Source organism: Kingella oralis (assembly GCF_014054985.1).
In the GTDB taxonomy this organism is placed as follows: Bacteria; Pseudomonadota; Gammaproteobacteria; order Burkholderiales; family Neisseriaceae; genus Kingella_B; species Kingella_B oralis.
On record NZ_CP059569.1, the window covers coordinates 2,282,107 to 2,306,705 of the forward strand.

29 protein-coding genes are annotated in these 24,599 nt (G+C 56.6%); 19 read left to right on the forward strand and 10 right to left on the reverse strand.

Annotated elements, in window-relative coordinates; translation table 11 throughout:
• Positions 1-26 precede the first annotated feature (26 nt).
• The 3 genes from H3L93_RS12275 to mltA all read left to right on the forward strand — a co-directional run bounded on the left by H3L93_RS12275 (position 27) and on the right by mltA (position 4,589).
• On the forward strand, positions 27-449 hold the full coding sequence (locus H3L93_RS12275) for a hypothetical protein (RefSeq protein ID WP_003798341.1): 423 nt from the start codon (positions 27-29) through the stop codon (positions 447-449).
• A gap of 109 nt (positions 450-558) precedes the next feature.
• Positions 559-3,081: a DUF4132 domain-containing protein gene (locus H3L93_RS12280; protein ID WP_003798342.1), complete on the forward strand. Its 2,523-nt coding sequence runs from the start codon at positions 559-561 to the stop codon at positions 3,079-3,081.
• Between the two features lie 164 nt (positions 3,082-3,245).
• Positions 3,246-4,589, forward strand: a complete 1,344-nt coding sequence (gene mltA, locus H3L93_RS12285; protein ID WP_003798343.1) for a murein transglycosylase A — start codon at positions 3,246-3,248, stop codon at positions 4,587-4,589.
• A 177-nt stretch (positions 4,590-4,766) separates the two neighbouring features.
• Here mltA and H3L93_RS12290 read toward each other — a convergent pair whose 3' ends face one another.
• Entirely contained in the window at positions 4,767-4,979 is a 213-nt protein-coding gene (locus tag H3L93_RS12290) for a glycine zipper 2TM domain-containing protein (RefSeq protein ID WP_003798345.1), read from the reverse strand.
• A 402-nt stretch (positions 4,980-5,381) separates the two neighbouring features.
• Between H3L93_RS12290 and H3L93_RS12295 the strand changes: the two genes are divergently transcribed.
• The 3 genes from H3L93_RS12295 (at position 5,382) to rnhB (ending at position 7,795) form a co-directional block, all read left to right on the forward strand.
• Positions 5,382-6,854, forward strand: coding sequence for an SLC13 family permease (locus tag H3L93_RS12295; RefSeq protein WP_003798350.1), 1,473 nt, complete (start codon positions 5,382-5,384; stop codon positions 6,852-6,854).
• A 163-nt stretch (positions 6,855-7,017) separates the two neighbouring features.
• The gene (gene yacG, locus H3L93_RS12300; RefSeq protein ID WP_003798351.1) at positions 7,018-7,200 is read left to right on the forward strand and encodes a DNA gyrase inhibitor YacG; all 183 of its coding nucleotides are present in this window, start codon (positions 7,018-7,020) and stop codon (positions 7,198-7,200) included.
• Positions 7,193-7,795, forward strand: a complete 603-nt coding sequence (gene rnhB, locus H3L93_RS12305; RefSeq protein WP_003798352.1) for a ribonuclease HII — start codon at positions 7,193-7,195, stop codon at positions 7,793-7,795. Before yacG ends, rnhB begins: the two co-directional genes overlap by 8 nt.
• Positions 7,796-7,806: 11 nt before the next feature.
• Here rnhB and H3L93_RS12310 read toward each other — a convergent pair whose 3' ends face one another.
• Entirely contained in the window at positions 7,807-7,986 is a 180-nt protein-coding gene (locus tag H3L93_RS12310) for a hypothetical protein (RefSeq protein WP_003798353.1), read from the reverse strand.
• A 20-nt stretch (positions 7,987-8,006) separates the two neighbouring features.
• On the opposite strand from H3L93_RS12310, the gene H3L93_RS12315 reads away from it, so the two are divergent.
• Positions 8,007-8,639 carry a bifunctional 4-hydroxy-2-oxoglutarate aldolase/2-dehydro-3-deoxy-phosphogluconate aldolase gene (locus H3L93_RS12315; protein WP_003798354.1) on the forward strand — a complete coding sequence of 211 codons (633 nt, stop codon included), beginning with the start codon at positions 8,007-8,009 and terminating at the stop codon, positions 8,637-8,639.
• 172 nt (positions 8,640-8,811) lie between these two features.
• Positions 8,812-10,020, forward strand: a complete 1,209-nt coding sequence (ispC, locus tag H3L93_RS12320) for a 1-deoxy-D-xylulose-5-phosphate reductoisomerase (protein ID WP_003798355.1) — start codon at positions 8,812-8,814, stop codon at positions 10,018-10,020.
• A 569-nt stretch (positions 10,021-10,589) separates the two neighbouring features.
• On the opposite strand, the gene H3L93_RS12325 is transcribed toward ispC, so the two are convergent.
• From H3L93_RS12325 to H3L93_RS12335, 3 genes are all read right to left on the reverse strand, one after another.
• On the reverse strand, positions 10,590-10,868 hold the full coding sequence (locus H3L93_RS12325; RefSeq protein WP_003798357.1) for a GIY-YIG nuclease family protein: 279 nt from the start codon (positions 10,866-10,868) through the stop codon (positions 10,590-10,592).
• A gap of 265 nt (positions 10,869-11,133) precedes the next feature.
• Positions 11,134-11,484 carry a PepSY domain-containing protein gene (locus tag H3L93_RS12330; protein WP_003798358.1) on the reverse strand — a complete coding sequence of 117 codons (351 nt, stop codon included), beginning with the start codon at positions 11,482-11,484 and terminating at the stop codon, positions 11,134-11,136.
• 26 nt (positions 11,485-11,510) lie between these two features.
• Positions 11,511-11,777 carry a hypothetical protein gene (locus H3L93_RS12335; RefSeq protein ID WP_155803221.1) on the reverse strand — a complete coding sequence of 89 codons (267 nt, stop codon included), beginning with the start codon at positions 11,775-11,777 and terminating at the stop codon, positions 11,511-11,513.
• A gap of 96 nt (positions 11,778-11,873) precedes the next feature.
• Here H3L93_RS12335 and leuE point away from each other — a divergent pair, with 96 nt between their 5' ends.
• From leuE to H3L93_RS12355, 4 genes are all read left to right on the forward strand, one after another.
• On the forward strand, positions 11,874-12,530 hold the full coding sequence (leuE, locus tag H3L93_RS12340; RefSeq protein WP_003798360.1) for a leucine efflux protein LeuE: 657 nt from the start codon (positions 11,874-11,876) through the stop codon (positions 12,528-12,530).
• A 112-nt stretch (positions 12,531-12,642) separates the two neighbouring features.
• Positions 12,643-13,053 (forward strand): nuclear transport factor 2 family protein, encoded by a 411-nt coding sequence (locus tag H3L93_RS12345; RefSeq protein WP_003798363.1) that lies wholly within the window; start codon positions 12,643-12,645, stop codon positions 13,051-13,053.
• 69 nt (positions 13,054-13,122) lie between these two features.
• Positions 13,123-13,824, forward strand: coding sequence for a 6-phosphogluconolactonase (gene pgl / locus H3L93_RS12350; RefSeq protein WP_003798364.1), 702 nt, complete (start codon positions 13,123-13,125; stop codon positions 13,822-13,824).
• A complete protein-coding gene (locus H3L93_RS12355) occupies positions 13,805-14,788 on the forward strand; it encodes a glucokinase (protein WP_003798367.1) in 984 nt (327 codons plus the stop codon). Before pgl ends, H3L93_RS12355 begins: the two co-directional genes overlap by 20 nt.
• Positions 14,789-14,873: 85 nt before the next feature.
• On the opposite strand, the gene H3L93_RS12360 is transcribed toward H3L93_RS12355, so the two are convergent.
• Positions 14,874-15,614: a histidine phosphatase family protein gene (locus H3L93_RS12360; protein WP_003798368.1), complete on the reverse strand. Its 741-nt coding sequence runs from the start codon at positions 15,612-15,614 to the stop codon at positions 14,874-14,876.
• Positions 15,615-15,754: 140 nt separating this feature from the next.
• Positions 15,755-16,345 carry a phosphatase PAP2 family protein gene (locus tag H3L93_RS12365; protein WP_003798371.1) on the reverse strand — a complete coding sequence of 197 codons (591 nt, stop codon included), beginning with the start codon at positions 16,343-16,345 and terminating at the stop codon, positions 15,755-15,757.
• 127 nt (positions 16,346-16,472) lie between these two features.
• Between H3L93_RS12365 and H3L93_RS12370 the strand changes: the two genes are divergently transcribed.
• Both H3L93_RS12370 and hslO read left to right on the forward strand, forming a co-directional pair.
• Complete coding sequence (locus H3L93_RS12370) at positions 16,473-17,042, forward strand: UbiX family flavin prenyltransferase (RefSeq protein ID WP_003798372.1); 570 nt, start codon at positions 16,473-16,475, stop codon at positions 17,040-17,042.
• Positions 17,043-17,135: 93 nt separating this feature from the next.
• Positions 17,136-18,014, forward strand: coding sequence for an Hsp33 family molecular chaperone HslO (hslO, locus tag H3L93_RS12375; RefSeq protein ID WP_003798374.1), 879 nt, complete (start codon positions 17,136-17,138; stop codon positions 18,012-18,014).
• Between the two features lie 116 nt (positions 18,015-18,130).
• On the opposite strand, the gene H3L93_RS12380 is transcribed toward hslO, so the two are convergent.
• A complete protein-coding gene (locus H3L93_RS12380) occupies positions 18,131-18,829 on the reverse strand; it encodes a thermonuclease family protein (protein WP_246313980.1) in 699 nt (232 codons plus the stop codon).
• Positions 18,830-18,933: 104 nt separating this feature from the next.
• On the opposite strand from H3L93_RS12380, the gene H3L93_RS12385 reads away from it, so the two are divergent.
• The 3 genes from H3L93_RS12385 to H3L93_RS12395 all read left to right on the forward strand — a co-directional run bounded on the left by H3L93_RS12385 (position 18,934) and on the right by H3L93_RS12395 (position 21,349).
• Positions 18,934-19,749 (forward strand): DNA ligase, encoded by an 816-nt coding sequence (locus tag H3L93_RS12385; RefSeq protein WP_003798382.1) that lies wholly within the window; start codon positions 18,934-18,936, stop codon positions 19,747-19,749.
• 121 nt (positions 19,750-19,870) lie between these two features.
• Positions 19,871-20,560 carry a tetratricopeptide repeat protein gene (locus H3L93_RS12390; RefSeq protein WP_003798383.1) on the forward strand — a complete coding sequence of 230 codons (690 nt, stop codon included), beginning with the start codon at positions 19,871-19,873 and terminating at the stop codon, positions 20,558-20,560.
• 141 nt (positions 20,561-20,701) lie between these two features.
• The gene (locus H3L93_RS12395) at positions 20,702-21,349 is read left to right on the forward strand and encodes a hypothetical protein (protein ID WP_003798384.1); all 648 of its coding nucleotides are present in this window, start codon (positions 20,702-20,704) and stop codon (positions 21,347-21,349) included.
• 308 nt (positions 21,350-21,657) lie between these two features.
• Here H3L93_RS12395 and hemA read toward each other — a convergent pair whose 3' ends face one another.
• The gene (gene hemA / locus H3L93_RS12400) at positions 21,658-22,926 is read right to left on the reverse strand and encodes a glutamyl-tRNA reductase (protein WP_003798386.1); all 1,269 of its coding nucleotides are present in this window, start codon (positions 22,924-22,926) and stop codon (positions 21,658-21,660) included.
• Between the two features lie 176 nt (positions 22,927-23,102).
• Here hemA and pdxH point away from each other — a divergent pair, with 176 nt between their 5' ends.
• Together pdxH and H3L93_RS12410 are read left to right on the forward strand one after the other, a co-directional pair.
• Positions 23,103-23,735, forward strand: a complete 633-nt coding sequence (gene pdxH, locus H3L93_RS12405; protein ID WP_003798387.1) for a pyridoxamine 5'-phosphate oxidase — start codon at positions 23,103-23,105, stop codon at positions 23,733-23,735.
• Positions 23,736-23,845: 110 nt separating this feature from the next.
• Positions 23,846-24,121 carry a DUF3079 domain-containing protein gene (locus tag H3L93_RS12410; protein ID WP_003798388.1) on the forward strand — a complete coding sequence of 92 codons (276 nt, stop codon included), beginning with the start codon at positions 23,846-23,848 and terminating at the stop codon, positions 24,119-24,121.
• 143 nt (positions 24,122-24,264) lie between these two features.
• Here H3L93_RS12410 and rpmE read toward each other — a convergent pair whose 3' ends face one another.
• On the reverse strand, positions 24,265-24,486 hold the full coding sequence (gene rpmE, locus H3L93_RS12415) for a 50S ribosomal protein L31 (RefSeq protein WP_003798392.1): 222 nt from the start codon (positions 24,484-24,486) through the stop codon (positions 24,265-24,267).
• Between the last annotated feature and the right edge of the window lie 113 nt (positions 24,487-24,599).

The following is a 24,599-nucleotide window of genomic DNA, read 5'->3' on the forward strand; positions in this document are numbered from 1 at the left end:
CCCAACCCAACCAAAGGAACCCCCCCATGCCCGCCACCCTCTCCCCGCAGCCCGCCATCATCACCGTCCAAGACCAAACCCCCGCCGGCAAAATCCTGCACGAGCTGTTTTTAAAATTCAGCACCCACCGCATCAGCGCCGCCGAGCTGATTCGCGAGCGCGTGCGCCAAGAAGTGGAATCCTACAACAACCGCAGCGAAGAAGCCCTGCTGCGCCACAGTCTTGTGATTCCCACCGCGCGCGGCGATATTGTGCTAGACCCGCAAGGCAAAAAACACAAGCCCGTGGATGCCGAAACGCAAATCGCCATCGCGCTCAAAGCCTTTGAGCAAAACGGCTTTTTCATCCTTGCCGACAACCGCCAGCTGGAAACGCTGGACGAAACCGTGTATCTGCACGAAGGTTTGATTGTGAACTTCATCAAGCTCACGCCCTTAGTAGGCGGCTAGTTTCGCCATTCTTGCCGACAGGTGCCACACGTTTTCAGGCAGCCTGAAAGCAAGTTGACGAGCTTCTGCGAAGCTAAAACCGATTAACCCCATCCGCAAAGGAATTGCCATGACCCCATATCAACTTGATAACACCATTTCCGCCGAACAACGCGCCGAATTTGACCAACTTCTCGTCCAAATCATTGAAGAATGGGCAGGCGAACTCAAAAACTGCCCCAGCTATGTTTCCAAAGTAGAAAAAGCCCCGCCCGAAACGCGCGTAAACCTGTTGATTTTTTTGATTGAGCAAATCCGCGGTTGGAAATTGTTTAAAGAAGGCGGTCCCGCATACAAAAGCATGCCCGCCGAAATGCGCTACACCAATAAAGGTACAAAGCGCTGCATCCTAGCCCAAGCCATCGCCCGTAAAAACCTGCCGATGAGCGAAGACGACATCTGCCGCATTTTTGCCGCCATGTTTGATGCCAACGGCTTAGCCGAAGACCAAGCCTATTTCTACCCCATCAAACACCTGCTCAACCAAATCAAAAAACAATATCCCAACCCATCCGAAGCACTCATAGGCAGCCTGAAAATCGCCCGCGAGCAATTCCAAAAGTTCAGCAGCCAAAGCATGCAAGACATTTATTTCATTGATCGCACTACCGCGAGCAAAATCGTTTCCGCGTTTGGTGAAAGCATCGGCGAAGTAGGGCAAGCTGCCTTCCCCTACGATGATAGATTTGCCGCATACGCCAACCCCCAGCTTGCCGCTTTGCCTGCGCCCGAACAAAAAACATGGGCAAAAATCATCATGCTCGCCCTATCCGCCAACGCCGCCCAGCCCAGCGCAAAATATCTGAAAGAAAGCAAAGCATTGATAGACGAATTGGGCGCGGATAAATTCAAAAAAATGCTGCACGGCTGGCTAGATTTTGCCCGCACCGCCGAAGACCGCCTAGTGTTTCCCATTGAAAACATCAACCAAACCGCGTTCAAAGGCTTGGTGTGGATGTGCGCCCATTTCCACGACAATGCCACCATCACAGCCATCGCCGATTTAGCCCTGCACAGCTACGAAAAAGTGCCCGACATCGGCGCGCGCTATCAAGCCATCGGCAACGCCTGCTTCTACACGCTGTACCGCTCCAAAGGGCTGGACGGCATCGCCCAGCTCACGCGCCTGCGCCTGCGTATCAAATTCAGCAACGCGCAAACCGCCATCAGCAAATATCTGGAAGCCGCCGCCAGCGAGCGCGGTGTGAGCCGTAGCCAAATTGAAGACATGGCGGTGGACGACTTTAAGCTGCAAAACCACAGCCGCGACTATGCGTTCAACGACTACACCTGCCGCTTGGCGATTACAGGCGTGGGCAAAAGCGAGCTATTGTGGTTCAAGCCCGATGGCTCACCGCAAAAAACCGTGCCCAGCTTCGTGAAAGACGACTTTGCCGATAAGCTCAAAAAAATCAAAGCCACGCAAAAAAACCTGAACACCCAACTCACCGCCCAGCGCGACCGCCTAGACCAAATGCTGCGCTCCGAGCAGCGCATCAGCCGCGAGCACGCCGAGCAGTATTATTGGCAACACGGCTTAATGTCGTATCTCACCCGCCCGCTGATTTGGCAATTCTATGCCGATGACAGCGACCCAAACGGCACAGCCGCGCTATGGCTGAATAACCAATGGGTAAACGAACACGGCGCGCCGATAGACGTTTCAGGCTGCCTCAGCGTTATCCTGTGGCATCCCGCGTTATCCAATCGCCAAAGCATAGAAAACTGGCGCAAGCTGCTGATGGCAAACGAAATCCGCCAGCCCATCAAGCAAGCCTTCCGCGAAATCTATCTGCTCACCGAAGCCGAAATCAACACGCGCACATACAGCAACCGCTTCGCCGCCCATATCCTCAAACAGCATCAATACATGACGCTCGCCAAAATGCGCGGCTGGAAAGGCTCGCTCGGCGGCGCATGGGACGGCGGCGACGATGCCCGTGTTACCCTAGATTTGCCCGAATACAACCTGTGCGCCGAATTTTGGGCGCAAACGGTGGATGGCGACGAAAGCTCCTACACCGATGCTGGCATTTATTTCTACGTTAGCACCGACCAAGTGCGCTTCCACCACCTAGACGACTACGAACACCCCGTGGAACTCATCAACATTCCGCCGCGCGTGTTCTCCGAAGTGCTGCGCGATGTGGATTTGTTCGTGGGCGTTGCCAGCGTGGGCAACGACCCGACTTGGCAAGACAACGGCGGCTTGCCGCGCTACTACCAATATTGGCAAAGCTATTCGTTTGGCGATTTGAGCGAGGTTGCCAAAACGCGCAAAGCCGTGCTGGAAACCCTGTTGCCGCGCCTGAAAATCGGCAAAGTGGCGCATATAGACGGCAATTTTTTGGTGGTGCAAGGCAAGCTGCGCACCTACAAAATCCACATCGGCAGCACCAATATCCTGATGCTGCCCGACGACCAATACCTTTGCATCGTGCCAGACCGCAGCAAAAAAGACGTTACCGACAAGCTGTTTATCCCGTTTGAAGGCGACAACGCGCTCTCCGTAGTGCTGTCCAAAGCCATGCTGCTTGCCGATGACGACAAGATTACCGATAGCACGATTACCTCGCAGATTTTGCGGCGCTAGGCAGGCGGTTTTGCCCCGCAAACGCGATAAAGGCAGCCTGAAAACGAGTCTGACCGTTTTCAGGCTGCCTTTATGTCACATCCGCGCCAACGCGGCCTAAAAACGCGCACGCTGCTATAATGAACGCTTACCGTTTCAAAAAACCATTGTCAGCAGGAACCGCAATGTCTCCCCAAATCCGTCTTGCCGCCTTAGCCGCGCTCACCCTACTTCTAACCGCCTGCCCCACCACCATGCCGAGCCGGCAAGGGCAAAGCAGCCACACACACAACAACCCTCCCGCCCCCTACAACCCCAATCTTGCCACAGGCAATGCCGTATCGCACGGCACCACCTTGCAACCCACAGGCAGCAGCGCAACCTATCGCGCCGTATCCTTTCAAGAACTGCCGCAATGGAACGAACAAAGTTTCGGCGAAAGCCTCGCCGCTTTCCAAAAAAGCTGCCTGAAACTCGCCAACCAAGCCAAATGGCAATACACCTGCGCCCGCGCCAACCAAACCGCGCGCAACACCGCTGCCGCCAAAGCCTTTTTTGAACAAAACTTCACCCCGTGGCAAGTGAGCGAAAGAGGGCAAGCCAGCGGCAAAATTACAGGCTACTACGAGCCCGTGCTACACGGCGACACCCGCAACACCAGCACCGCCCGCTTTCCCATCTACGGCATCCCCAGCGATTTTGTTTCCATCCCCCTGCCTGCCAATTTGCGCAATAGCAAAGCCACCGTGCGCGTTTCTCCCACAGGCAACAATCGCGGCGTGATTCAAAGCAACGGCGCATACATCGCCAACCTTGCCCAATTCCCCATCACCGCCCGCACCACCGCGCTTAAAGGCAGATTTGTTGGCAACCAATTTGTGCCGTATTTCACCCGCGCCCAAATCAACGCAGGCGCGCTCAACGGACGCGCCCCCATCTTGGGCTACGCCAACGACCCCGTAGAACTGTTTTTCATGCACATTCAAGGCTCGGGCAGGCTGCGCACGCCCGCAGGCAATTTTGTGCGCCTCGGCTTTGCCGACAAAAACGAATACCCCTATGTTTCCATCGGGCAATATATGTCCACCCGCGGCTATTTGCCGCTGGCGCAAACCTCCATGCAAAACATCAAATCATGGATGGGCAAAAACCCCAACCGCCTCGCCGAAGTGCTCGGGCAAAACCCCAGCTATGTGTTTTTTAAAGTGCTGGACGGCTCGTCCGACCAAGGCCCCGTGGGCGCATTGGGCGTGCCGCTTACCGGCGGCTATTCGGGCGCGGTGGACAAACACCACATCACGCTCGGCGCGCCGCTTTTCTTGGCGACTTCGCATCCTGCCAACGCCAACGCCGGCCTAAACCGTCTGATTGTCGCCCAAGACACAGGCAGCGCGATTAAAGGCGCGGTGCGCGTGGATTATTTTTGGGGCTACGGCGACGAAGCGGGGCAGCTGGCAGGGCGGCACAACGCCACGGGTTATGTGTGGCAACTGCTGCCGCTGGGCGTGTTGCCGACTTACCAGCCGTGAGCCGAGTTGTCGCGCCAAACGTTTTCAGGCTGCCTTTGTCGAACATACAAAGGCAGCCTGAAAACATGGGGCGCAGGCAAAGCAAACTGCATCGCGGCTTAAACGGGTGAGCAAAAAATTCAGGCTGCCTAAAACGCGATAACACGTTCTAGGCAGCCTGAAAACCGATACGGCTAATTAATGCCACTTATGCACTTGGCTGCCAATCACGCCGCCCAATGCCGCGCCGCCCAAAGTGGAGCCGGTGTCGCCGCCGATGAGCGAACCTGCCGCGCCGCCGATTACCGCGCCGGCGGCGGTGTTGCGTTGCTGCGTCGTCATGCTGTTGCACGCGCTTAAACCCACAGCCAAAGAGGCAACGAACAGAATATTCAAAACAGATTTTTTCATGATTTTGTCCTTTCACAAGGTGTTTATGCGGCGCGAATGCAACCGCATCGCAGCCATCTTATAGGCAACCCGAGTATTTGGCAACGGCGAACCCGCGCTTTTGTGGTAACTTAAAAAACGTTGCGCTTGCTTAAAGATTGGTTAAGCCGCCTTAACCCGATTGGCGCGCGGCAAACAAGCGCCGCCGCAGAGGCAGCCTGAAAATGCAGTTGGTTAAACGCGATGATACGGCGTTGCCGCCTTGTCTCAATTTTCATCAGCCATACACTCCTTAACGCTTCTTAAAACATCTTATCCGTTTCTTGCCAATTGCCACCCCGCCCCCTATACTGCCCCGCACAACCACGCGCAACAACATTCTGTTTTCTTCGCATTATCAACCGCTAACCCAAAGAGGCCCGCATGGAAAAAAACACCAGCCACGCCAAAGTTCACCCCCCGGCGGAACACAAAACCGATTTCATCCACGACGACACGCAGCAAAACCTGCCCGAAAACCTATCGCTCAAAAGCGCGCAGCCCACGGCAACCAGTTGGCGCGGCGTGCTGTTTACGCTGATGGCGGCGGCGATAAGTTTTGCGGCATATTGCCTCCTGCCCTACGACAACAACGCCAACAAAGGTTTGGCGATTTTGTTATTCGTGGGCCTGCTGTGGCTCACCGAAGCGGTGCACATCACGATTACCGCGCTGCTGGTGCCCGTGCTCGCGGTGGTGTTCAAAATCCCCAACATGAACACCGGCGCGGCGCTCGCAGGCTTTGCCGACCCTGTGATTTTTGTTTTTTTCGGCGGCTTTGCCCTTGCCAGCGCGTTGCACATCCAGCGGCTGGATAGAAAAATCGCCTTGCAGGTCATCGCCTTGTCGCGCGGTAGCCTGTTTACCGCGGTGATGCTGATTTTTGCCGTAACCGCGTTTCTTTCCATGTGGATCAGCAACACCGCCACCGCCGCCATGATGCTGCCGCTCGCCATGGGGCTGATGTCGCATCTGGACCCCGAAAAAGACCGCCGCACGTTTGCCTTTGTGTTGCTGGGCATCGCTTATTGCGCGGGCATCGGCGGCATGGGCACTTTGGTGGGGTCGCCGCCCAACGCCATCGCCGCCAAAGCCTTGGGGCTGGATTTCACCGGCTGGATGGGCTATGGCTTGCCGATTATGCTGGTGTTGCTGCCCATGATGCTGGTTTCGCTGTTTGTGGTGTTGCGCCCGCAATTTTCTGCCGGCACGGTGCAGGCACAAACCGAAGACATCCCGTGGAATCTGCACCGCGTGCTCACCGTGCTGATTGCGGTGGGCACGGCGTTGGCGTGGATGCTGAGCGGTAAAATCGGCAAGGCAACGGGCATCGCTTCGATTGACAGCATCATCGCGCTGATTGCCGCCGCGCTGGTGGTGGTATTTGGTACGGTGGGCTGGCGCGAAGTGGCGCGCAACACCGACTTGGGCGTGTTGTTTTTGTTTGGCGGCGGCATTGCATTGAGCAGCATGATGAACCATTCGGGCGCGTCTGCCGCGCTGGGCAACGAAGTCGCCCGTTTGCTCAGCGGCGCGCCGCACGGCGTGGTGATTGTTGCCGTTACCACCTTCATCATCCTGCTCACCAATTTCACCAGCAACACCGCCTCTGCCGCGCTGCTGGTGCCGATGTTTGCCAGCATTGCCGCGCAAATGGGGCTGCCCGAGCGCGTGTTGGCGCTGGTGATTGGTATCGGCGCGTCGTGCGCGTTTATGCTGCCGGTTGGCACGCCGCCCAACGCGATTGTGTTTGCCACGGGCAAGGTTCGCCAGCGCGATATGGTGGGCGCGGGCTTGATGCTGAGCGTGCTGAGCATCGCCGCGATTTCGGTGTGGGCGTATTGCTTTTTGATGTGATGCAAACGCAAAGTTGCGAAGCCCAAACCTTGTTAACCCGATAAAAGGCAGCCTGAAAGCGGAAATACCGTTTTTCAGGCTGCCTATTCATTACCCCATGCGGCAGCCTGAAAAGCTATAATTCATTCTTTTCCCAAGAAATTCCAACCAAGCGATTTAAACCATGACCACCGTTAAATGCCCTACCTGCCAAACCCCTGTTGCATGGCAGCCTGAAAACCAATACCGCCCCTTTTGCAGCCAGCGTTGCAAGCTGATAGACCTTGGCGCATGGGCGGATGAGCAACACGCCATCCCTGCGCTGCCCGAAACGCCCGAAGAATGGGATGCCCTGCACCATGACTGATTACATCGTGCTGCCCGGCCATGCGGGCGTGGACGAAGCGGGGCGCGGCTGCTTGGTGGGCAGCGTGTTTGCCGCCGCCGTGATGCTGCCCGTGCATTATGATTTGCCCGGCTTAACCGATTCCAAGAAACTCAGCGAAGCCAAGCGCGACGCGCTGGCGGCGCAAATCAAACGGCAGGCAACCGTATGGGCGGTGGCATCCGCCAACCCTGCCGAAATCCAACGGCTGAATATTTTGCACGCCACCATGCTTGCCATGTGCCGCGCCGTTGCCGCGCTCCCGAGGCAGCCTGAAAAAGTGTGGATAGACGGCAACCGCGTGCCGCCCGATTTGGCGGTGCCCGCCGAAGCGGTGGTGAAAGGCGATGCCAAAATCGCCGCCGTTTCCGCCGCGTCGATTCTTGCCAAAACCGCGCGCGATGCCGAGATGTATGCGTTGCACGAGCGGCATCCCGAATACGGCTTCGCGCAACACAAGGGCTACGGCACGGCGGCACATCTGGCGGCGCTGCAACGCTATGGCGCGTTGCCCGAGCATCGGGCGGATTTTGCGCCGGTGAAGCAGATTTTGGCGCAAGGGCGGCTGTTTGGCTGACGGCTGAACCATCAGGCAAAAGCAGCCTGAAACCGAGGGATACACGGTTTCAGGCTGCCTTTTGTCTGCCCGAGCTTGCCTGTTTGGGCTGCGCCGAAACCCGCTGCGCCCGTTTGGGCTTCGTTGCGGCCTGCGGTTTTCAGGCTACCCTGACGCGCGGGCGCAATGCGGGTAAAATCCGCATTTTCCAACCCGCCATAAAGGAAGCATCATGTCCAAACTGACCCCCCGCGAAATTCTCACCGCCAGCCCCGTTGTGCCCGTGATGGCGATTGACGATTTGTCCACCGCCGTTGATTTGGCGCACGCCTTGGTGGAAGGCGGCATCCGCACGCTGGAAATCACGCTGCGCACGCCCGCGGGCTTGGATGCCATCCGCCTGATTAAAAAGGAAGTGAAGGGCGCGATTGTGGGCGCGGGCACGGTGATTAACGAAAAACAACTGAAAGCCGTTGCCGATGCGGGTGCGGCGTTCGCCATCAGCCCCGGTTTGCACAAAGCGCTCGCCAAAGCCGGCGACAAGGCGAACATTCCGCTCATCCCCGGGGTTGCCACGCCTAGCGAAGTGCAGCTGGCGTTGGAATACGGCATGGAAACGCTCAAACTGTTCCCCGCCGAAGTGGTGGGCGGCACAGCCATGCTCAAAGCCCTGTATGGCCCGTATGCCAACGTGCGCTTCTGCCCCACGGGCGGCATCACGCTGCAATCCGCGCCCGAATATTTGGCGCTGCCTAACGTGTTGTGCGTGGGCGGCTCGTGGCTCACGCCCAAGGATGCCGTTGCCAACAAAGATTGGGATACGATTACTCAGTTAGCCAAAGAAGCGGCGGCGTTGAAAGGGTAAAGGCAGCCTGAAAACATAGGGCGGATGATTGGCTTCATCTGCTCTTTAATTATTTGGGCTTTATGTGAAGCAAAATTCTCTACACCATTTTCAGGCTGCCTCACCCCCAAAGGCAGCCTGAAAACCGAAAAACCCGCTAAAATTCGCCTTATTTTTTCGCACAAACCATCCCATGCAAACCCTATCCATCCTCGGCAGCACAGGCAGCATCGGCGTTTCCACGCTGGATGTGGTCGCCCGCCATCCCGACCGATTCCAAATCTTCGCCCTCGCCGGGCACACCCAAACCGCCAAGCTCGCCGAGCAATGCCGCCAATTTAAGCCGCGCTACGCCGTGGTTGCCGATGAAGCGCACGCCGCCGCGCTGCGCCAACAATTAGGCAGCCTGAAAACCAAAATCAACACCGAAGTCCTGCACGGCAAACAAGCCCTGATTGACATCGCCACCGCAAGCGAAGTCAGCGGCGTGATGTGTGCGATTGTGGGCGCGGCAGGGCTGCCCTCGGCGCTGGCCGCCGCCGCGCACGGCAAAACCATCTATCTGGCGAACAAAGAAACGCTGGTGGTGGCGGGCAGCCTGTTTATGGAAACCGCCCACCAAAACGGCGCCGCCATCCTGCCCGTCGACAGCGAACACAACGCCATCTTCCAAGTGCTGCCGCGCGACTATTCGGGCAGCCTGAACGCGCACGGCATCGCCTCCATCATCCTCACCGCCAGCGGCGGCTCGTTTTTGCACACCGATTTAACCGACTTCCCCGCCATCACGCCCGCGCAAGCGGTCAAACACCCCAATTGGTCGATGGGGCAGAAAATCTCGGTGGATTCCTCCACCATGATGAACAAAGGCTTGGAGCTGATTGAAGCGCGCTGGCTGTTCAACTGCCCGCCCGAGCGGCTGGAAGTGGTTATCCACCCGCAATCGGTGGTGCACAGCATGGTGCGCTATGCCGACGGCAGCGTGCTCGCCCAGCTGGGCACACCCGATATGCGCATCCCCATCGCAAACTGCCTCGGGCTGCCGCAGCGCATCGCATCGGGCGCCGCCGCGCTGGATTTCAGCCGACTTGCCGCGCTCACCTTCCAGCCGCCCGATTTCCAACGCTTCCCCTGCCTGAAACTCGCCTACGACGCGCTCGCCATCGGCGGCGGCGCCCCCTGCGTGCTCAACGCTGCCAACGAAATCGCCGTTGCCGCCTTTTTGCGCGGGCAAATCCTGTTCACCGACATCGCCCGCGTGGTGGAACACAGCCTCGCGCAGCACAGCCGTTCAGGCAGCCTGAAAACGCAAACCCTGGCAGACTTGCTCGCCTTGGATAACGAAGTGCGCCACACGGCGGCAGAATTCATCCAATCGGGCAGCCTGAAAGCGGGTTTGTGAGCTTCTGCGAAGCTAAAACCGCCTAGCGCAATCCGCCGTAGCGTAAAAAGGCAGCCTGAAAATGCAAACCAGTTTGGTGTCCAGCCAAACTGGTTTCTTGCCGGATAGATTGGCTTTCAGGCTGCCCAATTCACCGCATCCGTTGAGTGTTGCCTCTCCTTCCCCATCGTGCAGCCGAACGGAGCATGCTTTTTTCGGGAACAAGCGTGCGCTTGTCCGACGACGCGCAAAGCGCGGCTAGTCCGCACGCGCCGAAAAAAGGATGCGCAGAGAGGGAAGTTCGCGCAGCGAACCTGCAATGTCGGGGTCGTCTTTCTTTGCTTACTTTCTTTGACGAAGCAAAGAAAGTAAGTCGCCCGCGCCGCGATAAGGCGCAAAGGTGAACCCCATCACCCCTATCAACCGAAGCACGACCAACACCGTTTTAGCGCCAACAAATTTCGTTTCAGGCTGCCTTTGAGGTTTTGCAAAGGTTTCGGGCAGCCTGAAAGCGGGTTTGTGCGCTTCTGCGAAGCTAAAACCGCCTAGCGCATCCCGCCCAATGCAAAAAGGCAGCCTGAAAACGGATTTCAGGCTGCCTCGTTTTTATTCGCAGCAACAGGTTGCCCCGTTTCCCACAGCGCGCGCTTTTGCGCCGCCGTCATCCGTTTCAACACCCGTTCCAGCTTGCTCGCCGCGCTGCGGTCCAAACAGCACGCCACAATCCGCATTTCCCGCGCCCGATGGCTGCGGGTGTATTTCGCCCCCTTGCCCGCCAAATGCGCCGCCAGCCGCGCCTGCGGGCGGTTGCTGATGCCCGCGTATAACGCGCCGTTGGCGCACAACAATAAATAAACACACCAATTCATAACGTTGTCCGATGGTTGGAACGCGCGGATTTTAGCAAAACGGCGGGCGCAACCGGCAGCCTGAAAGTGGGTTTGCGTGTTTCTGCGAAGCCAAACCGTAAAACAGCTTGGCGGCTTGCCAACCGCTTGCCCGCAAGCGCCGCCCGATTCGCCCAACACAAAAGGCAGATAAGCCTATCTGCCTTTGCGAACTGCGGGGTTCGGCTGCCCTTTCGGCGTTGCCGCGCTGCGATGCGCCGCAAGCCGTTTTCAGGCTGCCGTTGTGTTACATCCCGTCGTGGTGATGGTCGTCATGGTGATGGTGGTCATGGTGATGGTGGTCATCGTCGTCGTGGTCATGGTCATCATCGCGGTGCACGGAAATCACTTTGCCGGTTTTGGCATTCACGCGCACTTCGTATTCGCCTTTGCGGTTTTCAATGTCGATTTCGTAGTACGCGCCGTGGTGGCTGCTGCGTTCAAAATCCACATTATCCACTTTGCCGCCGCCCACGCGGGCTTTGGCGATGGAGACGGCTTTGGCGCGGCTGATGTAGCCGCCGCCGTTTTTCGCTTGCGCAGGCAAAGCGGCAAAGCCAAGCGACAGGATGATGCTGGCTAGGATGGTTTTTTTCATGGAACACTCCTTGGGGGTTGCAGCAATCATGCCGGGAAGCGCAGCATTATAAAGTTTTTTTGCCCGGCTGAAATTGAACTCGGGTTAAGGGCGGGTAAAATCGGGAGAGATGGGCGAGGTGGCCGGTCTGCGAAGCAAAGTGCCCCGACCAATCTGTTTGCTTTGTTCCGCGCGCTGGTGGATATGCCTGACGACATAGCTTCAAAATACCCCCAAACCATCATCACAATAAACGGCGAAACAGCAAAGGCAGCCATCGCCAAACCAATCAAAATAAAACGAACAAATGACACGCTGCTTCCTTCAAAACCCGCTCATGGAAAGCGTGAATGCAGGTGCCAAGATAAAGTAAAATAGCCTTTTCAGGCAGCCTGAAAAGCATTCCGACCATGTACGGCATCATAGATTTCCCCTTATATCTTATCGGCGCGGTTACCATTGTGTTGATACCCGGTCCCAATTCGCTCTATTGCCTTGCCGTTGCCACCCAACAAGGCGCGCGCCAAGCAGCCAAAGTGATGGCGGCTATTTTCCTTGGCGACAGCGTGCTGATTTTATGCGCCGTGGGCGGTGCCGCCTCGCTGCTCAAAAGCCACCCCCTATTGTTTGGCGCACTCAAATGCGCGGGCGGCTTATACCTTGCCTATCTCGGCATCAATATGCTGCGCGGCGCATGGGCAGCCCGCCGCCGTACCGCTGCCCAAGCCCCCGCCCAAACCCTATCCAACATACACACCCACGACAACGTCTTCCGCCACGCCCTGCTACTGAGCCTATCCAACCCCAAAGCCGCCCTGTTTTTCCTATCGTTCTTTATCCCCTTTGTGAACCCGCGCTACCCCCACCCTGCGCTCAGCTTCTTTATCCTTGCCGCCGTGATGCAAACGCTCAGCATGTGCTACCTAGCCACCCTTGCCCTAGCAGGCGACAAACTGCTCGCCAAACTGCGCCACAAACGCAACCTTGCCGCGCTTGGTGCCGCCGCTGTCGGCTTACTCTTTTGCCTGTTTGCCGTTAAACTTTGGCAGTCTGTGTTTTTTGCTTGATATTTCGCTTGCACACGGCTTGCCGGCAAGCTGCCTGTCATCCGCACCCGCACTAAGGCAGCCCGCGTAGCGAAGCGGAGTTGCGAAGCCAAAAACCCAAAGGAACCCCACCATGACCGACTTTGACCGCATCTACACCCAATGGCACGAATACGCCCAAACCCGCAACACCGAAGCCCTGATTAACCTTTACGCCGATGATGCCCAATTTGAAAGCCCGCTCGTCCCCATCATCATGCAGCAAGAAAACGGCGTGCTACACGGGCGCGCCGAAATTCTCGCCTTTTTGCAAGAAGGCACGCGCCGCCGCCCCAATGAGCTGGTGCGCTGGTATCGCACGGGGCGATATTTTGTCTCAGGCGACACGCTGGTGTGGGAATACCCGCGCCACACGCCCGATGGCAACCAAGTGGATATTTTGGAACTGATGCAAATCCAAAACGGTAAAATCCAAGCGCACCGCATCTATTGGGGCTGGTTTGGCACGCAAATGCTGATACAGTTCGCCCAGCGCAAAGCCTAATGGCAGCCTGAAAGCCGTAGGCTTCAACGAAGTTAAAACCCCTTTTTTTAACCCAACCCAAGGCATCCCATGAGCATCACATTCACCGAAACCGCCTCCGCCGCCCAATCCGCGCAAGCCCTTGCCGAAGCCGTCGCCCAAAACCTGCGCGACACGCTAGCAACGCAAGAACGCGCCACGCTTGCCGTATCGGGCGGCAAATCGCCCATCGCCTTTTTCCAAGCGTTAAGCCGGCAAGATTTGGACTGGGCGCGGGTCAACATCACGCTGGTAGACGAGCGCATCGTCCCCACCGCCCACGCCGACAGCAACACCGGCTTGGTGCGCCAACACCTGCTGCAAAACCGCGCCACCGCGGCGACATGGCTGCCGATGATTGACGATGCCGCCAGCGAAGGCAGCCTGAAAACCCCTGCCGCCGCCGTTGAATTTGCCCTGCGCCATTATGTGCAACCCGATGTGCTGGTGCTGGGCATGGGCGGCGACGGGCACACCGCCAGCATCTTCCCGCAAGCCCCGCAGTTTGCCGATGCCGTGCGCGCCGATTACCCCCAGCCCCTGCTGCATACCAGCCCCATCACTGCGCCGCACGAGCGCATCAGCATGACGCTGGCCGCCATCGAAGCCACGCCGCACGTTTATCTCGCCATCGCAGGCGCGGAAAAACGGGCGGTGTACCAACAAGCCACACAAGGCGCGCAGCAACAGCATCCTGTCAGTTTCGTTCTCAACAGCCAAAAGGTAACCCCCCATGTCTTCTACCACGCCTGATTATCCCCGCCTGATTGCCGACATCGGCGGCACCAACGCCCGCTTCGCGCTGGAAACCGCGCGGCAGCAGTTTGAACACATCGAAGTGCTGCCCTGCGCCGACTACGACACCATCGTGGATGCCGCCAAAGAATATTTGAAACGCGCGGGCAACCCCAGCGTGCGCAACGCCGCCATCGCCATCGCCAACCCCATCGTGGGCGACTGGGTGCAAATGACCAACCACCACTGGGCGTTTTCCATTGAAACCACGCGCCAAGCCCTGCATTTGGACAACCTGCTGCTGCTCAACGACTTCACCGCGCAAGCGCTCGCCATCACCCAAACCGCCGCCGCCGATTTGGTGCAGGTGGGCGGCGCGCAGCCGATTGAACACGCCCCCAAAGCCGTCATCGGGCCGGGCACAGGCTTGGGCGTAAGCGGGCTTATTCCCACGCCCAGCGGCGCATACGTTCCTCTTGCGGGCGAGGGCGGGCACACCAGCTTTCCCCCATTTGACGATGCCGAAATCATGGTGTGGCAATACGCCAAGCGCAAACACGGACACGTTTCTGCCGAACGCTTTTTAAGCGGCTCGGGTTTAATGTTGATTCACGAGGCCCTTGCCGAGCGCGAAGGCGTGAAACGGCAAAAGCTCACCGCCGCCGAAATCAGCGAAAAAGCCCTCAGCGGCACCTCGCCCCTTTGCCGCTTAACGCTGGATATGTTCTGCGCCATGCTCGGCACGGTCGCCTCCAACCTAGCACTCACGCTGGGCGCGCGCGGCGGCGTGTATCTATGCGGCGGCATCATCCCGCGCTTTATCGATTATTTTCAATCGTCGCCGTTTCGCCAGCGTTTTGAAAGCAAAGGGCGGTTTGATGCCTATCTGGCCGCCATCCCCGTTTACATCGTGCAAAGCCGATACCCCGGCATCGTGGGCGCGGCGGTGGCGCTGGATAACCATTTGCAGCATTCGCAGTAAGCAAACGAAAAGGCAGCCTGAAACGCTGCCTATCCCATCACCCGCAAGGGCAGAGATTCAATCTCTGCCCTGTTTGATTGTGCCGTTACAACGCTTTGCCCGCTTCGCCGATAATCTGCAAGCCGCCGGTAAGGTTGTAGCGCAGCAGGGTGGCGCTGGCGTTGGGCACGCTGCGGTAGGCGATGGCTTGCGGGTTGATGCTGCGCAACAGGGCGGTAATGGCCATGCCGTGCGATACGATTAACACGTTTTGCGCGGAAGATTCGGTTGTAGCTTCGCAGAAACGCGCGTTGCTCGTTTTCAGGCTGCCTTGATTTATATCGGCAAGGCTGTTGGCGATGATGTGTTGGATGCCGCGATGCAGGCGGCGGATGAATTGGCTTTCTTGCTCGGCGGCGGGGTCGATGCGGTGCAGCGTGTGCATCAGTTGGTTGTTGCTGTGTTTGCCGCTGCGGTAGTCGGCGAGCCAGTCTTCCGTGCTGTCGTAGCCCAATTCTTGCGCGATGGTTTGGTGGATGTGGCGCGAGGGTTGTCGTTCAAACGAGCCGAAGTGGTATTCGCGCAGGTCGTCCAACGCGACGGGCGTGATGTGCGGCTGGCGGGCGTGTTGTAGGATGATTTGCGCGGTGGCGGCGGTGCGCGGGCTGGTGCTGCAATAGGCGGCGGCAAAGGGGATTTGGGCTTGGGCGATGGCGTTGCCTGTTTGCGCGGCGCCTGCTTTGCCTTCGGCGGTGAGCGGGGAGTCGCACCAGCCTTGCACGATGCCTGCGGCGTTGTATTCGGTTTGCCCGTGGCGGATAAGATAGAGGTTGAGGGTGGCGGGCATGGGGTGTCCTTTTGCTTGGGGGGATTGCGTTGAAGGGATGTTTTCAGGCTGCCGCATGATGTTGGGGCAGCCTGAAAACGCTGCGGGGCGTTGTTAAAAAGGCAGCCTGAAAGAATGATTTTCAGGCTGTCTTGCGTTGTTTATGCCACCCAGCCGTACACCACATAAGCCAGGCAGCCGAGCAACGCGCCGGCAGGCAGGTCAACCAGATAATGCTGCTTGGTGTACACGCACGATAGGGCAATCAACAGCGGGAACAGCAGCCCCCACGCGCCCAAGCCGCTCCATGCGTGCAGCGTGGTGAGCATGGCAACGGAAACGTGCATACTGGGGAAGCAGTTGGTGGATTGGTCAAACTTTTGCACGAACAGCAAAAATTTTTCCGACCACGTTTTGCCGGTGTTGATGCTGCGCCAATGCTCGGGCGTGGAGACGGGAAACAGCCAGAAAAAAATCATCTGCATAAACAGCAATACCAAAAAGCTGAACGCCATTTTGTTGAAATGGCCGCTGTCTTCGGCAAGCAGGTTCAGATACAAAATGGCGGGGTAATACAAAAAGCTGTACACCCAAGACCATTGCGGTTTGAACGGGATGGCTTCATCCACGGGCGAGTGCCATACGATGGGTTTGCGCAGCGGATGGCGTTGGGTGAAAAAATAAAACTGATACGCGCCAACGATTAAGATGCCGCTTAATACCAGATTGACGAAGTAGTCGCTAAATTCCATGTGAGCGTCCTTGCGGTTGAAAAACCGAGCGATGCTGCCTGAAAACGGGGTTTTGCGCAAGGTTTTCAGGCTGCCTTGGCGGCGAAACCGCTATAATCGCGCGTTTTTATGTTTACGAGTGGGCAAGATGGTTCAACGTTTGATTATCGGCATCAGCGGCGCAAGCGGGTTTGCCTATGGCTGCAAGGCTTTGCAACTGCTGCGAGCCGTGCCTCAGGTGGAAACGCATTTGGTGGTGTCCAAAGGGGCGGAGCTTACCCGCGCTTCGGAAACGGCGTTCAGCCGCGACGAAGTGCACGCGCTGGCGGATGTGGTGCATCCGATTGGCAATCTGGCGGCGGGCATCGCCAGCGGCTCGTTCCGCACGGCGGGGATGCTGGTTGCGCCCTGCTCCATGCGCACGCTATCGGCAATTGCCCATGCCACCAGCGATAATTTGCTTACGCGCGCGGCGGATGTAACGCTCAAAGAGCGGCGGCGGCTGGTGTTGATGGTGCGCGAAACGCCGCTGAACCTCGCCCATTTGGACAATATGCGCCGCGTAAGCGAAATGGGCGGCATCGTGTTCCCGCCCGTGCCCGCGCTTTATATGCAGCCTGAAAGCGTTGACGACATCATCACGCAAAGCGTGGTGCGCGCGTTGGGCTTGCTGGGGATAGAGTTGGTAGCGCAGCAAGAATGGCAGCCTGAAAAGTGAGCAACACGGTTTTCAGGCTGCCTCAATATCTTGATTTTAGGCAGCCTGAAACCATATAGCAGCCCATTATTCACATAATTCAAAGGAAAAAACATGACCAACCAACGCACCCGCTTTATTTTTGATAACCAGCCCATTCGCGGCATCCACGTTCAGCTTACCGACGTGTGGCAACACATCGCCCAGCAAAAACCCTACCCCAAAGCCATCCGCCGCGCCCTAGGCGAACTGCTGGCCGCCGGCGCGATTCTATCCAGCAATTTGAAACTGGACGGCACACTCATCGTGCAAGTGCAAGGGCAAGGCAGCCTGAAAATGCTGGTGGTGGAAGCCACCTCCGAAGACACCGTGCGCGCCACCGCCCGCTGGGACGAAACCGCCGCCATCGCCGATGATGCCGATTTAACCCAACTGTTGGGCGACAACAGCGTGTTCGTGCTCACCGTGCAGCCCAAAAACGGCGAACCGTGGCAAGGTGTCGTGCCGCTGGAAGGCGGCAGCATCGCCGATATGCTGATGCACTACATGACCCGCAGCGAACAGCTGCAAACCCACATCGCCCTCGCCGCAGACGACAACCACATCGGCGGCTTGCTGCTGCAACGCCTGCCCGAAGAAGAGCTGGACGATGCCGCATGGGAACACGTTACCGCCCTCGCCAGCACGCTCACCGCCACCGAGCTGCTGCATTTGGACGCGCAAAATCTGCTGTATCGCCTGTTCCACGAAACTCCGCCGCGCGTGTTCCCCGCCGAAAATTTGGAGTTCGCCTGCACCTGCTCGCGCGGCAAAGTGAGCGACATGCTGCTGATGCTCGGCGGCGAAGAAGTGGGTAAAGTGGTGGCCGAAGAAGGCAGCATCACCGTGGATTGCGATTTCTGCAACCAACACTACACCTTCGACGAAACCGACATCAACGCGCTGTTCGGCATGGACGTGGTGGCGGCGGTGCAGCGGCATCCCGCGCATTGATTTTGAATCAAGTATCGTTTTCAGGCTGCCTGATTGGAGACAACAGGCAGCCTGAAATTTTTGTATTCAATAGGGCGGTAATGAGCCGTTGCCGTTCCATTTGGATTTCAGGCTGCCTACCGCATCGCCCCATTGTTCTCCTGCATCATCGCCGCCCGCTGCTGTTGCCGATACGCCCACGGCGCAAGCGGGTTTTTACCGTGCCATAAGCCGATTCTTTCCTGCTTCGCCCGCGCTTCGGCTTGGCTGTATTGCGCGTAATCCGTTGGGTTTTGCCGTTTGCGCGCGATGCTGCGGTAGTGCCACGCGTTGCCGTTTTCAATTTGCGCGCGGTTGATGTCTTGCCCGCCCAGCGTGATGGTGGCGATTTGGCGTTGGTAGCGGTCGGTGTCGTGGATGGTGAGCCGCACCGTTTGCCGCTCAACCAGCTGCCGCAGCGCGTCGCGGCTGGCGATGCCGTGCGCTTGGTCCAGCTCGGGCGCGTCGATGTAGGCAAGGCGGATGCGCCGTTTTGCGCCGTGCGCATCGGTTACGCGCACTGTGTCGCCATCGTGCACGCCGGTTACGCGGGCGGTGTAGCTGATGGGCAGTTGGGCGCAGGCGGCGAGCGGAAGCAGCAGCGCGAAAAGGGGGAGCGTGTGTTTCATGGTTTCAATCGTTTGAGTGGTGCGGTTAAACGGAAATGCCGCCCGATAGGATGCCCCTTGCAGAGGTTCAACCATACGGGGCAGCTTGAAAATAGCGTTGCCCGTTGCGGCGAAATCGGCTGCGTAGTGTACTGGATGATGCGGCGCAGAGAAAGCCGAATGCGGCACGGCAAATCATTTATAATTTCAGGCAGCCTGAAAGCCGCAGGCTTCAACGAAGCTAAAACGAGCAACGCACGTTGCCGCGAAACGAAAACCGCAAAGGAACCCCCATGTTTGCAAAATTCATCCCCATGCTCGCCCTCGCCGCCATCCCCGCCGCCCAAGCCGCCGCGCCCAATCTGATGCTGGCGCAAGAATACAAAAACCAAAACATCCAAGGCTGGGCGATGAGCGAAAAGCTGGACGGCGTGCGCGCCTATTGGGACGGCAAGCAGCTAATCAGCCGCCAAGGCAACGTGTTCGCCCCGCCTGCGGGCTTCACCCGCGATTTTCCGCCGTTCGCGCTGGATGGCGAGCTGTATATCGGGCGCGGCAAGTTTGAAGCGGTATCGGCGGCGGTGCGCACGGCGGGGCATTCTTGGCAGGGCATCAAGCTGTATGTGTTTGATGCGCCAAAAGAAAGCGGCAACCTGTATCAGCGTTTAGCCAAGGCGAAGCAGCATCTCGCCAAGCATCCCAACGCCAATTTTGCCGTGCTCGCGCAAACGCCGGTGCAAAACGAAGCCCACGCGCGGCGGTTTTTGCGCGAAATCGAAGCGCAAGGCGGCGAGGGCGTGATGCTGCGCAACCCCGACACGCCGTATCAAGGCGGGCGCAGCAGCGATTTGTTGAAGCTCAAATCCGCCCACGATGCCGAATGCGTGGTTACGCAACACCATGAAGGCAAAGGCAAATATGCGGGCATGCTCGGCGCGTTGTCGTGCAAAAACCAGCTGGGCGAATTTCGCATCGGCTCGGGCTTTAAAGACGCACAGCGCAAAAACCCGCCCAAAATCGGCAGCACCATCACTTATAAATACCGCGGCTTCACCAGCAAAGGCACGCCGCGCTTTGCCACGTTTTTGCGCGCGCGAACGGACAAATAAAACGCAAATCATTGCATTGAGGTCGCATTGAGGCAGCCTGAAAAGCGGAAAGCGGGTTTTCAGGCTGCCTCAAAGCCCTTAAAATCCACCGCTTTATCGCAGCCCCAGCCAAAGGAATCCCATGAAAACCCAACTGCTCGCCCTTTTGCTCCTTGCCGCCGGCGCATCGGCATCGGCGCACACCGCAACAGAAAAGGCGTTCACCTGCCCGATTGGCGGCGAAACCTTTTCGCAAATCATCGACACCTCGGGCACCAGCTTCGGTATGATGACCGACACGCGCCCGGTCGGGCCGATTGCCGCGCCGTTTGCCATTCCGCAATGCCCCAAAAACAAATTCGTGATGTTTAAAAACCAATTCAGCAAGGCAGAATTGGCGAAGTTTGAGCGCGTGGTCAACAGCGCGGAATACCAGCAAATCGCCGCGCAGTCGCCCAGCTATTTTGCATGGGGGCGTATGATGGAGCTGGCGGGCGAAAACACCGATGCGCAGCAAATGATGAATATTTTTTTAAAGGCAAGCTGGCAGAGCGAAAGCCAAGAATCGTTTAGCAAAACGCTGGAATACGCCGATAAGGTGTTGGCAAACAAGGCAATCAGCAGCAAAGATGCCATTAACACGCAATTTTTGCGCGGCGAAATGCTGCGCAAGCTGGGGCGGTTTGACGAAGCCAAGCGCGTGTTTACCGCGCTGCAAAAAAATCCTGAAGTGAAAAAAGACCAACTGTTTAGCCAGCTTGCCGCGCTGCAACTGAGCTTGGTTGCCAAGAAAAGCATGGTGTCGGAGATTATTGATTTTGATAAGAAATAGGGTTTTCAGGCTGCCTATGTGAACACAAGGCAGCCTGAAAAAGAATAAATAGATGACTATAAAAGAAAATTTCGCAAACCAAACGGTTAGCCCATTACCCTACGCTTATTCACAAATTACTCAATCCAATAGGAGAAAGTCATGCTCGGTGTTGCCATTTTGCTCGGTTTAGCCCTGTGGTTCATTATTGTTTGTCTTGCCACATTTTTACCGTTGATACTGATTAAAAACAAGCGTGCTGCGTGCATCGTTGCTTTTATTGGTTTTATGCTCACCTTTGGTGGCTGGTGGATTAAATGGTTCATTGAGGGGCAACGTACCTATTGGGCAGGAGTGGAAGCCTGCAAGCAGGCAAAACTGACTATCTATGTACAGCCTGAAAAATGGATTGAAATGGTAGGCGGGCATAAGGCTTGGCAGGAACTTGCCGATTCCGAAGAAAAAGAAATGTCCGAGCTCTCCGAAAAAGAAAAGCAGACATATCCCGCTACATTCACTTTTAAAGGAATTAAATATGACTTTCACTACATAACCCATAAGCGTGTATTAGTCTATGGTACAGACCATTATGCATTTAATGATTACGCAAGTTTAGATAGCTATCTTTACTACGATTGGGAAACCAAGACCGTACTATATACATATACTTGGTTCTCTGGAAATGGCAATTCTATCGTAAACGTAGCTGGCGTAAGTTTATCCAATCTACTCGGCATCCGAAATGGGCATAAAGAGTGTAACCCTGAGAATGAACTTGAAATATATAAAAAATATTTTTATTGGAAATAACCTAAACTAGGAGATGAACAAATGAGTAAACATACCATTCAACAAATTGCCAATTACACCGCTCTGGTAAAAGTTAACCATGCCAATTTTGCCAACAGCAAGCAAATCGGATAATTGACACAAAGTAAAGCTAAACATAGCGCACCATAATGTCGCAAAATGATTTCTGCTCCCCCTTAACCCCAAAATAAATTTTAGGCTGCCTTTATGAAACACACAAAGGCAGCCTGAAAACAATCCCCCCAACACGCTTTCAGGCTGCCTAACATCCCATTAGGCAGCCTGAAAACTATTTTTCTATCACCAACTCAATGCGGCAAGTGATAAACCTGCGCCAACGCTTTGACTACATGAATATCATGCGAATCAGCTTTGTTTAACGCGCGGGTGGGCGAATGCAGCAGCTTGTTGGTAAGCTGCACCGACAGACGTTCCAGCACTTCTTCGGGCGGCGTGCCTTTGGCAAGCTGGCGCATGGCGTGGTTGAGCACTTGCTGGCGGGCGCGTTCGCCTTCATCGCGCAGGGCGCAAATCAGCGGCACGCGCTGGCGGCTTTGTTGCCATGCCACAAATTCGTTCACTTTGGCTTGCACCATCGCTTCGGCTTGGGCGGCGGCGGCGGCGCGGGCTTCTTTGCCGTGCGCCACGCGCTCTGCCATGTCGTCCACGGTAAACAAGGCGATGTGGGGCAGCTCGGCAATGCTGGCTTCTATGTCGCGCGGCACGGCTAAATCCAGCATAAATTGGGTTTTACTCGCGTCGCTCGTTTTCAGGCTGCCTGTGCGTTGCGCGACGGCGTGTGCCATCATATCGCGCGTAATCACGGGCAATTCGCTGCCGGTGCAAGAGATGATGATGTCGTAGCGGTGCAGGATTTCGGGCAGGGCTTCCAGCTTGCAGGCTTGCGCGTCGTTGCCCAGTTTGCTGCACAGGTTTGCGGCACGGGTGAGCGTGCGGTTGGCAACCATCAGGCTGCGCGGCTGTTTGGCGGCAAAATAGGTTGCCACGCTTTCGTTCATTTCGCCCGCGCCCACGAACAACACATTCAGGCTGCCGATGTCGCCCACGCTTTGCTCTGCCATGCGCACCGCCGCGCTTGCCATGGAAACCACGTTGTCGCCCACGCCGCTTAGGCTGCGCACTTCTTTGGCAGCCTGAAACGTGCGTTGGAACAGGGCGTTGAGCCATGTGCTGATGCTGCCTTGTTCGCGCGCGATGCGCACGGCTTCTTTCATTTGCCCCAAAATTTGCGCCTCGCCCAGCACCATGCTGTCCAAGCCGCAGGCAACGCGGAAGGCGTGGCGGATGGTTTCGCTGCACCCGAGGGTGTAAAGATAGGGTCGGATGTCGTCGGCGTTTACGCCTTGGTAGTCCGCCAACCAGTTGATAATCATCTCGGCATCGCCCACGCAATACAGCTCGGTGCGGTTGCAGGTGGAAAGGATAACGGCTTCGGCAGCGGCGTTCACGCTCAAATCGCGCACGGCTTCGGGCAACGCAGCGGCGGCAAAGGCAAGCTGCTCGCGGATGGCTAGGGGGGCGGTTTGGTGGTTGAGCCCAATAACGGTGAGTTTCATAACGTGGTTTGTATTATTGGAAATGATTGGCGCGATTATAGCAAAAAATAAAGAGCTTATTGAAACTTTAAGATTTTGACTATTAAATGCGATTCATTCTCATCTGGGATGTCAGTTTTGCTCTATATTTGGCATAGGCATATAATTAAATTTTCCACGCATGTTTGGGGAATCACATGGATTTGCACGCGATCCGGCAGGATTACAGCAAGCAGGAATTATCCGAGGCGCAATGTTTGGCGGACCCGATTGAGCAGTTTGAATTATGGCTGAACGAGGCGATGGCGGCGCAGGTAAACGAGCCGACGGCGATGAACGTGGCAACGGTGGGTGCGGATAACCGCCCCACTAATCGCGTGGTGCTGTTGAAAGAAGTGAACCCGCAGGGTTTTGTTTTTTTTACCAATTACGCCAGCCGCAAGGGGCAGGCGCTGGCGCAGCATCCGTTTGCCGCGCTCACTTTCTTTTGGCCTGAATTGGAACGACAGGTGCGCATCGAGGGGCAGGTTTTCAGGCTGCCCGAACACGAATCGGATGCCTATTTTGCCAGCCGCCCCTACACCAACCGCGTGGGTGCGTGGGCGAGCGAGCAAAGCCAGCCGATTGCGAACAAGGCGGTGCTGGTGGCGCGCGCGGCGATGTTTGGCGCGCGGCATCCGTTGAAAGTGCCGCGTCCGCCGCATTGGGGCGGCTATGTGGTGCGGCCCGACCGCGTGGAATTTTGGCAGGGGCGGCCCAGTCGTTTGCACGACCGCGTGTGTTATGTGCTGGCGGATGGCGCGTGGCAAAAAATGCGGCTTGCGCCGTAGTTTTCAGGCTGCCTTGATAGGCAAACTGATAGGCAGCCTGAAAATGGCGTAAACATGGTTTTCAGGCTGCCGATTGAGCGATAAAACAATAATCAAGAGGAACAAAAACAATGGCAAAAAAATTTCCCATTTTCCCCAAGCATCCCGAGCGGATTTGCTGGGGCTGCGACAAATATTGCAAGGATGATGATTTGCTGTGCGGCAACGGCTGCGAGCGGATTCAGCATCCGATTGAGCTGGACGGTCCCGAGTGGTACAAAAACGGCGATTGGAGCAATTTGCTGAGCAAAGAGCAGCAGATTGAGCTGGGTTTGATTGCGCCCGAGCCGGAGCCTGCGGCCGCGCCGAAAGTGAAGCCGCATATCAAGCTGCCGGTTAAGCGATAAGGTCGGGGCAGCCTGAAAAGGCAAACACGCTTTGCGGCGGGGCAAAGCGTGTTTTTGTTGGTTGCAGCCAATCACATGTTGCAACGAAAAAGGCAGCCTGAAAACGAGTTCCCCCGTTTTCAGGCTGCCTTTGCGGGCATAAATCAAACCGAACGTTTGAACATATTGCCGTATTTTTGATTGAATTTGTCCACGCGGCCTGCGGTGTCCACAATTTTTTGTTTGCCTGTGTAGAAAGGATGGCAGTTTGAGCAAACCTCAATGTTGAAGTTTTCTTTTGCCATGGTGGATTTGGTTACGAATTGGTTGCCGCAAGAGCAAGTAACATTCACTTCATGGTATTCGGGATGAATTTCAGGTTTCATGTTTTTTCCTTAAAAAAGCGAGCGTAGGGGTTTTGCCTGCGCCTCATTGAACGAAGCCGCGCATTATCCTGATTTTTCATTTGTTTGGCAAGAAGCCGGTGCTTTTGTGCATT

Coding starts and splice junctions, on each gene's coding strand:
- H3L93_RS12275 (WP_003798341.1), top strand. CDS start 27: ATGCCCGCCACCCTCTCCCCGCAGCCCGCCATCATCACCGTCCAAGAC.
- H3L93_RS12280 (WP_003798342.1), top strand. CDS start 559: ATGACCCCATATCAACTTGATAACACCATTTCCGCCGAACAACGCGCC.
- mltA (WP_003798343.1), top strand. CDS start 3,246: ATGTCTCCCCAAATCCGTCTTGCCGCCTTAGCCGCGCTCACCCTACTT.
- H3L93_RS12290 (WP_003798345.1), bottom strand. CDS start 4,979: ATGAAAAAATCTGTTTTGAATATTCTGTTCGTTGCCTCTTTGGCTGTG.
- H3L93_RS12295 (WP_003798350.1), top strand. CDS start 5,382: ATGGAAAAAAACACCAGCCACGCCAAAGTTCACCCCCCGGCGGAACAC.
- yacG (WP_003798351.1), top strand. CDS start 7,018: ATGACCACCGTTAAATGCCCTACCTGCCAAACCCCTGTTGCATGGCAG.
- rnhB (WP_003798352.1), top strand. CDS start 7,193: ATGACTGATTACATCGTGCTGCCCGGCCATGCGGGCGTGGACGAAGCG.
- H3L93_RS12315 (WP_003798354.1), top strand. CDS start 8,007: ATGTCCAAACTGACCCCCCGCGAAATTCTCACCGCCAGCCCCGTTGTG.
- ispC (WP_003798355.1), top strand. CDS start 8,812: ATGCAAACCCTATCCATCCTCGGCAGCACAGGCAGCATCGGCGTTTCC.
- H3L93_RS12325 (WP_003798357.1), bottom strand. CDS start 10,868: ATGAATTGGTGTGTTTATTTATTGTTGTGCGCCAACGGCGCGTTATAC.
- H3L93_RS12330 (WP_003798358.1), bottom strand. CDS start 11,484: ATGAAAAAAACCATCCTAGCCAGCATCATCCTGTCGCTTGGCTTTGCC.
- leuE (WP_003798360.1), top strand. CDS start 11,874: ATGTACGGCATCATAGATTTCCCCTTATATCTTATCGGCGCGGTTACC.
- H3L93_RS12345 (WP_003798363.1), top strand. CDS start 12,643: ATGACCGACTTTGACCGCATCTACACCCAATGGCACGAATACGCCCAA.
- pgl (WP_003798364.1), top strand. CDS start 13,123: ATGAGCATCACATTCACCGAAACCGCCTCCGCCGCCCAATCCGCGCAA.
- H3L93_RS12355 (WP_003798367.1), top strand. CDS start 13,805: ATGTCTTCTACCACGCCTGATTATCCCCGCCTGATTGCCGACATCGGC.
- H3L93_RS12360 (WP_003798368.1), bottom strand. CDS start 15,614: ATGCCCGCCACCCTCAACCTCTATCTTATCCGCCACGGGCAAACCGAA.
- H3L93_RS12365 (WP_003798371.1), bottom strand. CDS start 16,345: ATGGAATTTAGCGACTACTTCGTCAATCTGGTATTAAGCGGCATCTTA.
- H3L93_RS12370 (WP_003798372.1), top strand. CDS start 16,473: ATGGTTCAACGTTTGATTATCGGCATCAGCGGCGCAAGCGGGTTTGCC.
- hslO (WP_003798374.1), top strand. CDS start 17,136: ATGACCAACCAACGCACCCGCTTTATTTTTGATAACCAGCCCATTCGC.
- H3L93_RS12385 (WP_003798382.1), top strand. CDS start 18,934: ATGTTTGCAAAATTCATCCCCATGCTCGCCCTCGCCGCCATCCCCGCC.
- H3L93_RS12390 (WP_003798383.1), top strand. CDS start 19,871: ATGAAAACCCAACTGCTCGCCCTTTTGCTCCTTGCCGCCGGCGCATCG.
- H3L93_RS12395 (WP_003798384.1), top strand. CDS start 20,702: ATGCTCGGTGTTGCCATTTTGCTCGGTTTAGCCCTGTGGTTCATTATT.
- hemA (WP_003798386.1), bottom strand. CDS start 22,926: ATGAAACTCACCGTTATTGGGCTCAACCACCAAACCGCCCCCCTAGCC.
- pdxH (WP_003798387.1), top strand. CDS start 23,103: ATGGATTTGCACGCGATCCGGCAGGATTACAGCAAGCAGGAATTATCC.
- H3L93_RS12410 (WP_003798388.1), top strand. CDS start 23,846: ATGGCAAAAAAATTTCCCATTTTCCCCAAGCATCCCGAGCGGATTTGC.
- rpmE (WP_003798392.1), bottom strand. CDS start 24,486: ATGAAACCTGAAATTCATCCCGAATACCATGAAGTGAATGTTACTTGC.